The organism is Streptomyces sp. NPDC005141, from assembly GCF_053599975.1.
Genome location: NZ_JBSFYW010000029.1, coordinates 17,816 through 29,123 on the forward strand (window position 1 = coordinate 17,816; position 11,308 = coordinate 29,123).

General features: G+C 73.1%; 9 protein-coding genes. 4 read left to right on the forward strand and 5 right to left on the reverse strand.

Annotated features, from left to right (window positions below; translation table 11 throughout):
- The first annotated feature begins 51 nt into the window (after positions 1-51).
- The 4 genes from ACWD68_RS22720 to ACWD68_RS22735 are packed head-to-tail and all read left to right on the forward strand — an operon-like array spanning position 52 to position 4,098.
- Positions 52-1,119 (forward strand): ABC transporter permease, encoded by a 1,068-nt coding sequence (locus ACWD68_RS22720; RefSeq protein ID WP_451808257.1) that lies wholly within the window; start codon positions 52-54, stop codon positions 1,117-1,119.
- Positions 1,120-1,142: 23 nt separating this feature from the next.
- Positions 1,143-2,066: an ABC transporter permease gene (locus ACWD68_RS22725; RefSeq protein WP_451808318.1), complete on the forward strand. Its 924-nt coding sequence runs from the start codon at positions 1,143-1,145 to the stop codon at positions 2,064-2,066.
- Positions 2,063-3,097, forward strand: coding sequence for an ABC transporter ATP-binding protein (locus ACWD68_RS22730; protein ID WP_451808258.1), 1,035 nt, complete (start codon positions 2,063-2,065; stop codon positions 3,095-3,097). The genes ACWD68_RS22725 and ACWD68_RS22730 overlap by 4 nt, the downstream gene beginning before the upstream one ends.
- Positions 3,094-4,098, forward strand: coding sequence for an ABC transporter ATP-binding protein (locus ACWD68_RS22735; RefSeq protein WP_451808259.1), 1,005 nt, complete (start codon positions 3,094-3,096; stop codon positions 4,096-4,098). The genes ACWD68_RS22730 and ACWD68_RS22735 overlap by 4 nt, the downstream gene beginning before the upstream one ends.
- Before the next feature lie 193 nt (positions 4,099-4,291).
- Here ACWD68_RS22735 and ACWD68_RS22740 read toward each other — a convergent pair whose 3' ends face one another.
- From ACWD68_RS22740 to ACWD68_RS22760, 5 genes are all read right to left on the reverse strand, one after another.
- Positions 4,292-5,245: a bifunctional riboflavin kinase/FAD synthetase gene (locus tag ACWD68_RS22740; protein WP_451808260.1), complete on the reverse strand. Its 954-nt coding sequence runs from the start codon at positions 5,243-5,245 to the stop codon at positions 4,292-4,294.
- Positions 5,246-5,386: 141 nt separating this feature from the next.
- Entirely contained in the window at positions 5,387-9,127 is a 3,741-nt protein-coding gene (locus tag ACWD68_RS22745) for a trypsin-like peptidase domain-containing protein (RefSeq protein WP_451808261.1), read from the reverse strand.
- Between the two features lie 280 nt (positions 9,128-9,407).
- Entirely contained in the window at positions 9,408-10,316 is a 909-nt protein-coding gene (truB, locus tag ACWD68_RS22750) for a tRNA pseudouridine(55) synthase TruB (protein ID WP_451808262.1), read from the reverse strand.
- On the reverse strand, positions 10,313-10,771 hold the full coding sequence (gene rbfA, locus ACWD68_RS22755) for a 30S ribosome-binding factor RbfA (protein WP_451808263.1): 459 nt from the start codon (positions 10,769-10,771) through the stop codon (positions 10,313-10,315). Before rbfA ends, truB begins: the two co-directional genes overlap by 4 nt.
- A gap of 33 nt (positions 10,772-10,804) precedes the next feature.
- Positions 10,805-11,098, reverse strand: a complete 294-nt coding sequence (locus ACWD68_RS22760; RefSeq protein ID WP_351552929.1) for a DUF503 domain-containing protein — start codon at positions 11,096-11,098, stop codon at positions 10,805-10,807.
- Between the last annotated feature and the right edge of the window lie 210 nt (positions 11,099-11,308).

Consider the following 11,308-nt stretch of genomic DNA (forward strand, 5'->3'; position numbering starts at 1 on the left):
CGCACGTACACCCGCGGGGTCCCGATGAACGTACGAGCGAATGAGTAGTTCATGACCGCTGAGGCAACACCCTCGCTGGTCGAGGCGACCGGCGGTCCGGCAGCGGCCGGGCCGTCGGTCCGCGGGACGAAGGCGCGCACCCGTACCGCCTACCCGCGTTACGTGGCGGGCAAGTTGGGCGGCGCGGCCGTCTCCCTGCTCGCCGTCCTCGTCACCAGCTTCTTCCTCTTCCGACTCATCCCCGGCGACCCGGTCAAGTACATGACGGGCGGCCGTCAGGTGTCCGCCGAACAACTCGCCAACTACCGCAAGGAGTTCGGGCTCGATCTGCCCATGTGGGAGCAGTTCACCGACTACTGCGGCAAAGCGCTCACCGGCGATCTCGGCACCTCCTACCAGTTCCGCGCCCCCGTCATCGACAAGATCACCGAGGCGCTGCCGAACACCCTCCTGCTCACCGGGACGGCGTTCGTCCTGTACACCGCGCTCGGCATCTTCATCGGCACCCGCTCCGCGTGGCACAACGGCGGGAGGAGCGACCGCATCAACACCGGTCTGGCGCTGATCCTCTACTCGATCCCGTCCTTCTGGCTGGGGCTGCTGCTCATCATCGTCTTCTCGGTGGGCATGGGCCCGATCCCCGGTCTGTTCCCGACCGGTGGCATGGAATCGGGGGGCGAGGAGGGCTTCGCGTACGTCCTCGACGTCGCCCACCATCTGGTCCTGCCGGTGGTGACCCTGGTCGCCGTCGAGTACGGGCAGACCCTGCTGGTCACGCGCTCGGCCCTGCTCGACGAGATGGGCAGCGACTACCTGACCACGGCCCGCGCGAAGGGGCTGCGGGACGACCTCGTACGCCGTCGGCACGCCGTGCCCAACGCACTGCTGCCCACCGTCACCCTGATCTTCATCAACCTCGGCCGGACGGTCGCGGGCGTGATCCTCGTGGAGACCGTCTTCTCCTGGCCCGGCCTCGGCGGGCTCTTCTACCAGGCGCTGAGCGTGCCCGATCTGCCGCTGGTGCAGGGGCTGTTCTTCATCTTCGCGGCAGCGGTGATCGTGATGAACACGCTGGCCGATCTGATCTATCCGCTGCTGGACCCACGGGTGGGCCGATGACCACGACCGAGCCGGACGGGCCGATGCCGGCCGAAGCACCACCGCGGGTGGCCCAGCCGAGTCCGCGGGCCCTCGCGTGGCAGCGCCGCCGTCGCTCCGCCGCCCGTTTCTGGAAGCAGTACCGCACCCACCGGGCGGGCGTCTTCGGGCTCGCCGCTCTCGGCCTCTTCGGGCTGATCGCGGTGACCGCGCCGCTGACGGTGGGATCCGACGTGCAGAGCGTGACCAGCGCGCCGGGCGACCCGCTGGAGAGCCCGAGCGCCGAGTTCCCGCTCGGCACGGACCAGTTCGGCCGCAATCTGCTCGGTCTGGTGGTGTGGGGCGCCCGCGTCTCGCTGCTGGTCGGACTGCTCGCCGCCGTGCTGTCGGTGGCGATCGGGGCGCTGATCGGGATCACCGCCGGGCACTTCCGCGGCTGGTACGCGACCGTACTGATGCGGATCACGGACTGGTTCCTGGTGATGCCGACGCTGGTTCTCGCCATCGCGCTGGCGACCGTGATGACCCGCTCCCTGGGCACGATCATCCTGGCGATCGGCGTCACCACCTGGCCCACGACGGCCCGGCTGGTGCGCGCGCAGACCCTCGCGGTGGAGTCCCGGCCGTACATCGAGCGGGCCAAGGCACTCGGCGGCGGCCACTGGCACATCATGTCCCGCCATGTGCTGCCCAATGTGATGCCGCTGGTCCTGGCCCAGACGACGCTCATCATCTCCTCGGCGATCCTCGCCGAGGCTACGCTCGCGTTCCTCGGCCTCGGCGATCCGACCGTCGTGTCGTGGGGCGGGCTGCTCCAGGACGCGCGCGAGGCGGGTGCGGTCAGCGCGGGCAAGTGGTGGTACCTGGTGCCGCCGGGTGTCGCGATCGCGGTGGTCGCGCTGGCGTTCACGCTGTGCGGTCGCGCGGTCGAGTCGGTACTCAACCCGAAGCTGGGGGTGGCGCGTTGAGCACGGCGACCGAGGGAACTCCGAGTGCTCCGAGCACGTCGAGCGGGCGACGGCTGCTGGAGGTCCGGAATCTCGACGTGACGTACCCGGGCGGCGCCGCCGCGGTACGCGGGGTGGATCTCTCGCTCGACGCGGGCCGGAAGCTCGGCATCGCGGGCGAGTCCGGCTGCGGCAAGTCCACACTGGCGCTGGCACTGCTGCGACTGCTGCCCGCGGGCACCCGCACCAGCGGGGAGATCCTCCTCGCGGGCGAGGACGTGCTGAAGATGAAGTGGGGGCGGGTGCGAGCGGTGCGCTGGGCGGGCGCGTCCATCGTCTTCCAGGGCGCGATGCACTCGCTGAACGCCGTGCACCGTATCGGCGACCAGATCGCCGAGCCGATCCTGCTCCACAAGAAGGCGACCCCGGCGGGCGCGCGGAGGAAGACCGGCGAACTGCTCGAACAGGTGGGGCTGCCGGCCGCACACGCGGACGCCTATCCGCACGAACTCTCCGGCGGCCAGCGCCAACGCGTCATGATCGCCATGGCGTTGGCCTGCGACCCCCGGCTGGTCATCGCCGACGAACCGACGACCGCGCTCGACGTGATGATCCAGGCGCAGATCCTCCGTCTGATCCAGCAGCTCGTCAGCGAGCAGGAGGTGGGGCTCGTCATGATCAGCCACGACCTCGCCGTGCTGGCCGACACCTGTGACCGGCTCGCGGTGATGTACGCGGGCCGCGTGGTCGAGGAGGGGCCCGCCCGGCAGGTCTACGACGATGCCCGGCACCCGTACGGCAAAGCCCTCTCGGCGGCCTTCCCGCGCATCGGCGACGCGGCGTCACGGTTCGCGCCGCGCGGGCTACCCGGTGATCCGCCGGACCCGTCGGCGCTGCCGTCCGGCTGCACCTTCCACCCGCGCTGCCCGGTGGCGCTGGACGTGTGCGCGACGGAGGACCAGGTGCTGCGGGACGCGGGGGCGGGACGATGGGCGGCCTGTGTCCATGCGGGCACGGCCGTGGGCGCGGAACCGGTCAGGAGCACGCCATGACGACAACCCCCGTGACGACCGGGCCGCTGCTGCGCGCCGAGCGCCTGCACGTCTCGTTCCCCGGCCGGCAGGGCGCCGCCCGTGCCCGTGCCGTCGACGGCGTCGACCTCGACATCCGGCCCGGCGAGATCGTCGCCCTGGTCGGCGAGTCGGGCTGCGGCAAGACGACGCTGGCCCGCTCGCTCCTCGGCCTGGTCCCGCCGACCGGCGGCGGTGTCACCTTCGACGGCAAGGCGCTGGACTACTCCTCACGCGCCCTGAAGGCGTACCGCAAGCGGGTCCAGCTGGTCCTCCAGGACCCCAGCGGCTCGCTGAACCCCCGGCACACGGTCTACGACGCGGTGGCCGAGGGCCTGCGCATCCACAGGTACGGCGGCGACGAGCGGGCGGCGGTCGCCGAGGCCCTGTCCCGGGCGGGCCTGCGCCCTCCGGAGCGCTTCTTCCTGCGCTACCCGCACGAGCTGTCCGGCGGCCAGCGCCAGCGCGTCGTCATCGCCGGCGCACTCGTCCTGGATCCCGAACTCATCGTCGCCGACGAGCCGGTGGCCTCCCTCGACGCCTCGGTCCGCGGCGAGATCCTCGCGCTGCTCCTGCGGCTGCGTGACGAACTCGGCCTGTCAGCGCTGGTGGTGACGCACGATCTGGGCCTGGCGTGGAACATCGCCGACCGGGTCGCGGTGATGTACCTCGGCCGGATCGTGGAGACCGGAGCCGTCGAGCAGGTCCTGACGACACCTCAGCATCCGTATACCCAGGCCCTGTTGTCCGTCCTTCCGGAGGCCCCGGGCGATCCCGTCGTGCTGAGCGGCGAGCCCCCGGACCCCTCCCGTATCCCCGGAGGCTGCCGGTTCCACGCCCGCTGTCAGATTCTGGCGAGCGGTGCGGCCGAACGGGCGGGTGTGGCGGACGCATGCCGGAGCCAGGACCTCGAGGTCCTGGACGGCGGCGGCGGGACGCAGGTGGCGTGCCACTGGGCGCGGGCGGTACGCGGCGACGCCTGACGGAGCGAGGGGGCGGCCGGTGCCGGGCGAAGGCGCCGGCCGCCCCCGTCGTCGCACACCTGAGCCGACCGCACACGAACGGCCCGTCGGGGACGGGTCGTTCGGGGTGAGGGTCTGCGAAGGAACAGCCGTGCCGAAGCCCGGAAGGTCGGACGCCGGCCGGCGACCGGCGAGTGGAACGGGTCGAGGAGGGCTACTCCCCGTCGTACGCCTCGATCAGTTCACGCGAGCGCTTCACGTCGTCGCCGATGGCTTCCAGCAGGGCCTCGATGGACTCGAACCTGGCCTGGCCGCGGACGAAGGCGAGGAAGTCGACGGCGACGTGCAGGCCGTAGAGGTCGAGGCCCACGCGGTCGATGGCGTACGCCTCCACCGTGCGCTCGGTGCCGTCGAACTGCGGGTTCGTGCCGACGGAGATCGCGGCGGGCATGGCCTCGCCCTGGACGTGCAGCCAGCCCGCGTACACGCCGTCGGCGGGGATCGCGGTGTGCGGGAGGGTCTCGACGTTCGCCGTGGGGAAGCCGAGCTCGCGGCCGCGCTGAGCGCCGCGGACGACGATGCCCTCGACGCGGTGCGGCCGCCCGAGGATCTCGCGCGCGCCCTCGACATCGCCCTCGGCGACGAGCCGCCGGGTGAGCGTGGAGGAGAACGGCTCGCCGCCGCCCGCCTCGCCGGACACGGAGAGGTCCACGACCTCGACCTCGAAGTCGTACGTCTCCCCCTGCTCGCGCAGGAAGCCGACGTTGCCCGCGGCCTTGTGGCCGAAGCGGAAGTTGGGGCCCTCGACGACGGCCTTGGCGTGCAACCTGTCGACCAGCACCTTCGCCACGAAGTCGGCGGGCGACAGCTTCGAGAACTCGGTGGTGAACGGCAGGATGAGCAGGGCGTCCACGCCCAGGTCGGCCATCAGTTCGGCGCGCCGGTGGTGCGGGGCGAGCAGCGGGGGGTGGCTGCCGGGGCGGACCACCTCGCTGGGGTGCGGGTCGAAGGTGACCACGACGGAGGGAACACCCAGCTCACGGGCGCGGTCCACGGTATGCCGGATGATCAGCTGGTGTCCGCGGTGCACCCCGTCGTAGGAACCGATGGTGACGACGCTGCGCCCCCAGTCCTCGGGGATGTCCTCCAAGCCACGCCAGCGCTGCACTGTGACCGCTCCTTGTCGAACCCGTGTCCGTGATTGCCTCAATCGCAGCTCTAAGGGTGCCATGCCGTGTGCGCTCGGCTTGCATCGGCATCGGGCTGTGACGCATTGCTCAGCGCCACGGAGTGCCGTGGCGGGCATGGTTCAGGCGGGAACCCCTGTCCCGGCCAGGCTCTCGATCATGCGGCGGGTGCTGGGGCCGACCACGCAGGACCACTCCTCGGGGGTGTCGGTCAGCCAGCGGGCGACCAGGGCGGCGAAGCCCGGGACGCGCCGGGCCAGGTCGACGAGGCCGCGGTCGAAGCCGGTGGCCCCGGCCGGTGTGCGGACGAGGAGGAGGCCGACCCGGTGCACCAGCTCGCGGGTGGACTCCTCGCCCCGCCGGTCGGCACCGTCGGCGGCGGCCCTCAGAACGGTGTCGAGCACGACCGGATCCCGTTCGTGCGCCAGCAGCAGATCGAGCAGCTCGCGCCGCGACGGGGCCGACGCCTTGCCGCCCGGCGCGGCGAGGATCTGGGCGAGCGCCGCCCGCGGCGGTGCGGCACACCCTTCCAGCAGGCCGCCGACCAGGAGAAACAGCACGTCGTCGGTGGCACTCCCGTGGTCGAGGCGCCGGTCCACGTAGGCGGCCAGGTGCGCTGCGGCTCCGGGGCACAGCTCCAGGGACTCCAGCATCGTCGCGGCGACACGGCGGGCCAGCGCCGGTGTGGCGGCGTCGGCGAGGGTGCGCAGCAGCTCGGCCGTGTCGGGGCCGGACCGCCGCAGCCGGTCGCGGAAGGCGGCGAGCACGGGCTCCGGATGGGTGGTGAGCGCGGCGGCCGGCGCGCTCGGGGGCAGCCGTGGGTCGCCGTCCGCGAAGCGCTCCAGGGCCTGCGGCAGATAGTGGGCGCGGGTGAGCGGATCGCGTACGAGGATGCCGAGGGCCCCGCCGTGCAGCGTGCAGTCGGCCGGACGGGCGAGCAGGGTGAAGGCGGCGTATCGCAGCAGCTCGCGGTCCGCCCGGGTCCCCACGAACGGCGCCGCCCGCAGCCCGTAGGCGACCGCGGCCACCCGTCGCGCCGGCTGTTCGTCGTGCGCCCACCGGTCCACCGCCCGGCACACGGCCGACGGCTCCTCCTCGGCCAGGACGGCCAGCAGCTCGTCGCCCCGCCGGTGCGCGCAGGCCACCAGGGCCTCGGCCAGATCGTCCAGGGCCCGCCGCCGGTGCGCGTACAGCAGTGCCTGCGCGGCCGTCGCCACGGTCGCGTGCGGGGTCGCGGGCAGGGGGCGCTCGTCGTCGAACCAGCGGGTGAGGTGGCGGTGCGCGGCGATGGGGTCGGCGGCGAGGAGCCGGGAGACGGTATCGAGGTAGCGCGGGGCGGCGGAGGCCTCGCCGGGGCGCGGGGACTCGGCCCCGGGGGCTCGGCCGGGGTCGGCGGTCACCAGGCGCCTGAGCAGGTCGAAGCGTTCCGTGTCCGGTACGGGCAGCGCCGTCCAGAAGGCCGGGCCGAACTCCGCCGGCACGGCCCTTCCCTGCTCCCGCCAGGCCACGATCCGCTCGGTGAGCAGCCGCAGCACGCCGATGTACGGGGTCGCGTCGGGCACCCGGAGCAGGACGGTGGAGCAGAGGTGGCCGGCCCACCAGAGCGGGTCGCCGAGCGGGTCCGGCGCCCGTGGCAGCAGATCGTCGACCGCGTGGACGAGATCCTCCAGACGGAAAGTCAGTTCCTCGGTCCCTTGTTGACGGGCGAGCAGGAGCAGGGTCTCCACGACGGGGCCGATGCGGTGGCGGGGGACGGGAGGGATGTCCGCCGCGGAGTCCGGTGCCGTGGTCCGGGAGCGGCGGGCGTGCCGGCGGCTCGATGCCGTGGTGCCCGTGCCACCGGAGTCGGGGGCGGGTGCGGCGCGCCTGCGGTGGACCAGGGTGTGCAGCGCCGCGTCCAGGTCGAGGTGGGTGCCCTGGATCCAGTCGGCGAGCTCCTCGTGGGCGAAGCGGTAGCCGTCGCCCGCGGGGACGAGGAGTCCTTCGGTAAGCACGGCGGACGCCCATCCGGTGATGCCCGCCAGGCGGCGGCCCGGGGCGGGGCCCCAGGGAAAGACGGCTTCGAAGGACGCCCGGTCCAGCTCGCCCTGCCCGGGGCCGAGGCAGCGTCGCGCGGCCTCGTGCACCTGGCCGGAGACCCGGGCGGCGAGCCGGCGGACGGCGGTGCCGCGCAGTCCGTTCGCCGCGGCGAGCCGGACGGCGACGCGCAGGCACATCAGGTCGAGATGGGCGGCGAACACGTCGTCGCGGCCGAGCGGCTCGGCGGGCGGGTCCGGCAGCGTGGCCCGTACTTCGGAGAGCAGGCGCAGCATCAGGGGGTGGCGGGCGTCGGCCGGCGCGAGAACGCCCTCGGGGATACCGGCACACGACCGTGCCCGCAGGGCCTCGTCCTCGGTCAGATCGCCGAGCCGCACACAGGCGGGCAGGGCCCCGTCCGCGTCCGGCCACGGCTGCCCTCCCGGGTACCCCGACGACGGGCCGGCCGGCCGGTGCAGCAGTTCCGCGGGAAATCCCGCCCCGGCCCGTTCCCAGTGTTCCGCCCTGCACCCGACCACGAGGCGTGCGCCGGTCTCCCCCAGCCAGGCGGCCGTTCCCTCGGTCCAGGCGGGGAGCCGGTGGGCGAGCTCGGGCGGCATCTCCTCGGGTCCGTCGAGAAGGAGCAGCAGCGGCCGGCCGGCGGCGCGCGCCAGCCGGGCCAGCCGGTCGGGCCCGATGTCGCCGAGTTCCCCGCCGTATCCCTGGGGAGGCAGTACATCGGCGGCCGCCGACCGCCACGCGGTCTCCCGGCCGCCGGTCCCGGGGCTCTGCCGCGACGCCGCCACGATCCGCCCCGCGCGCTCCAGGGCGCGTGTCGCCGCGTCCGCCACCGAGCTGTCGTCGGCGAGGAGGTCGGCGCCGCGCAGCCACAGCGTGGGGGCCGGTGCCGGGCCCCGGAGGCGGCGGGCGGCGAGGGCGGCCAGTTCCGTCGTACGGCCGCTGCCGGGCGGTCCGACGAGTCCGAGGACGGCGGCCGGTCCGCTCTCGAACGCCGTGAACTCCCTGATGACCTCGGCCCGTTCGACGGGTCCGGGGTCCGTGCCCGCGCCCCCGGCCGGTGGACGGGGTCCGTCCGATCCGACCGAGGTCGCGGCGAGCTCCAGCGCGCCCGCGAGATTCAGATCGGCGCCGTAGGCGGGCACGGTCGCCGCGTTGCGGGCCAGCAGTTCGGCGAGCGGCCCCGCGACGCCCCGCAGGGGGACGGCGAAGCCGGCCGCCCGATGGCCGGCCGGGGTCTCCCCCTGCGCGGTGCCGTCCAGGGCCCGGGGCAGCAGGGCGGTGCCGACGACCGCCACCACGGCGCCGGTCTCGGCGTCGAGGACCGGTCCCCCGGCCGCTCCGCCGCCCAGCCGGAGCGCGTCAGCGCCCGCCGTGCCGATCGCCAACTCCAGCGCGTCGCCCAGGAGATGGAAGCGGTCGGTGGCCGTGTACGTCACGGTGGAGGAGCCCAGCACCCGCGCCTCACGCCAGCCGCCCGCCGCGATCCGGACGTACGTACCGGTCTCGACCCGGTCCCGCACGGTGACGGGGAGCGGGCCGAGGCCGAGACCTTCGGTGCGTACGAGGGCCAGACCGGCGTCGGGCAGGGGTGTGACGGCGTCGGCGGTGACGACGCACGTGCGGTCGCCGGAGATGTGCAGGACGAGTCGGGCCAGGCCGTCGACGGCCTCGTGGCTGGTGATCACGGTGCCGTGGTGGTCGGCCGCGAAACCCGTGCCGCGTGGGCGCCCTGCCAGGTCGCAGACGCGTACCAGGGCATCGTCCCGTGGCTGTCCGGCGTCGTCCGCCGCCTCTTCGTCCCCGGTCCGCGGGCCTCGTCCCGCCATGCTCGAACCTCCCCGCCGCGCTCCTGACTTCCGACGGTAGGGGCGAGGTGATCAGCGGGACAGATCGCGTGGCGAACGCGCCCCCTTCTGCTCCCTGGGTTCACTCCGAGCGCCTGCCCGATGGGGTGAATACGGGAGGTCGGATGGATACACCCTTGGGTGGGGGAGACGAGGGGGAACCGTGGAGCGGCGGGCACGAGACCCCGTGATCGCCGCTCCACGGGCGGAGCGTCCGCCCGGCCGCCGCACGGCCTTCGCAGCCGGCGTCCGCGCGGGAACCTCAGCCGAAGACGGCGAGGCTCTTCGCCTTGCCCTTCTGCTCCTCGACCAGCGCGAGGAACTGCCCCTCGGGGTCGAAGACCGCCACGGTGCCCTTGCCCGCGTACTCCTCGGGCATCTCGAGCCGGACGCCGTTCAGCAGCAGCCCGGCCCGCCTGGTGTCCACGTCCCAGCGCGGGAACGCGGCCGCGGCCGCCTCCGCGATCGGCATCACCGTCAGCTCCTCCTGGAGCTGTTCGAGGGTGCGCGCGGAGTCCAGCTTGTAGGGGCCGACGCGGGTGCGGCGCAGAGCGGTGAGGTGACCGCCGACGCCCCCCAGGTCCGCGCCGAGATCGCGGGCGAGCGCCCGGATGTACGTCCCGGAGGAGCAGACGACGGAGACGACCAGGTCGAGCACCGGGGTGCCGTCCTCGGCGACGGCGTCACGGATGTCGTACACCGCGAAGGACGAGATGGTCACCGGGCGGGCCGGGATCTCGAACTCCTCGCCCTCACGCGCCCTCTTGTACGAGCGCACACCGTCGATCTTGATGGCGCTGACCTTGGACGGCACCTGCATGATGGCGCCGGTCAGCTTGGCGACCCCGGCGTCGATCGCGTCGCGCTTCACGCCGGAGGCGTCCGCCGAGGAGGTGATGTCGCCCTCGGCGTCGTCGGTCAGCGTGTTCTGGCCGAGCCGGATCGTGCCGAGGTACTCCTTCTCGGTGAGCGCGAGGTGACCGAGGAGCTTGGTGGCCCTCTCGACACCGAGGACGAGCACGCCCGTCGCCATGGGGTCGAGGGTGCCCGCGTGGCCGACCCGGCGCGTCCGGGCGATCCCGCGCATCTTGGCGACCACGTCGTGCGAAGTGAAGCCCGACGGCTTGTCGACAATGACAAGCCCGTCGGGCGTCTGGGGCTTCTGCGTCATTCCGCGGCGTCGTCCTCGTCGTCCTCGTCGTCCTCGTCCGGCTTCTTGTACGGGTCCGCGTCACCCGCGAAGGCGGCGCCGGCCGAGACCTCGCGCACCTTCGCGTCCGAGGCCCGCGCCTTGTCGAGCAGGTCCTCGATGGTCTTGGCGGTGTCCGGCAGGGCGTCCGCGACGAACGTCAGCGTCGGCGTGAACTTCACGCCCGCCGCCGCGCCGACGGCCGAGCGGAGCACGCCCTTGGCGCTCTCCAGGCCCGCGGCCGCCTCGGCACGCTGCTCGTCGTCCCCGTACACCGTGTAGAAGACGGTGGCCTCCCGGAGGTCCCCGGTGACCCGGGTGTCCGTGATGGTGACGTGAGTGCCGAGCCGCGGGTCCTTGATCCCGCGCTGCAGCTTCTTGGCCACCACCTCTCGGATGAGGTCCGCCAGCCTCTTCGCCCGCGCGTTGTCGGCCACTGGTCCGTCTCCTTCTTCGCCTTGCTTGTTTCGTCAGTCTTCGTCTGTGTGGAGTCTGCGTCGTACCGACAGCAGTTCCACCTCCGGCCGCGCCGCGACCAGCCGTTCGCACCGGTCCAGTACGTCGGTCAGGTGCGTGGTGTCCCCGGAGACCACCGCCAGGCCGATCTCTGCCCTGCGGTGAAGGTCCTGATTGCCCGTCTCGGCGGCACTCACCGCGTACTTCCGCTGGAGTTCGGCCACGATCGGCCGGACGAGAGAGCGTTTCTCCTTGAGCGAGTGAACATCGCCCAGGAGCAGATCGAAGGACAGCGTCCCCACATACATGTGTAACCGGATGTCCCGCCGGTACGGGATAGATGGCCTGCCAATGCACTTGGCAGGGACATCAGAACCGTACAACGAACCGTCGGCTCGCTCGACGGGGTTTCCGGGCCCCCGGGTCGTTCGCCGGCCGGGGCCGGTCACGCGTTTCCCCGCGCCCCCGAAGGAGGGACGCGGGGAAACGCGTGAGCAGACAAACGGCAAGCTGGCCGG

What these genes read in the sequence shown, in the direction of transcription:
- ACWD68_RS22735 (WP_451808259.1), top strand. Translation starts at nt 3,094, where the DNA reads ATGACGACAACCCCCGTGACGACCGGGCCGCTGCTGCGCGCCGAGCGC.
- truB (WP_451808262.1), bottom strand. Translation starts at nt 10,316, where the DNA reads ATGACGCAGAAGCCCCAGACGCCCGACGGGCTTGTCATTGTCGACAAG.
- ACWD68_RS22720 (WP_451808257.1), top strand. Translation starts at nt 52, where the DNA reads ATGACCGCTGAGGCAACACCCTCGCTGGTCGAGGCGACCGGCGGTCCG.
- ACWD68_RS22760 (WP_351552929.1), bottom strand. Translation starts at nt 11,098, where the DNA reads ATGTATGTGGGGACGCTGTCCTTCGATCTGCTCCTGGGCGATGTTCAC.
- ACWD68_RS22745 (WP_451808261.1), bottom strand. Translation starts at nt 9,127, where the DNA reads ATGGCGGGACGAGGCCCGCGGACCGGGGACGAAGAGGCGGCGGACGAC.
- ACWD68_RS22725 (WP_451808318.1), top strand. Translation starts at nt 1,143, where the DNA reads ATGCCGGCCGAAGCACCACCGCGGGTGGCCCAGCCGAGTCCGCGGGCC.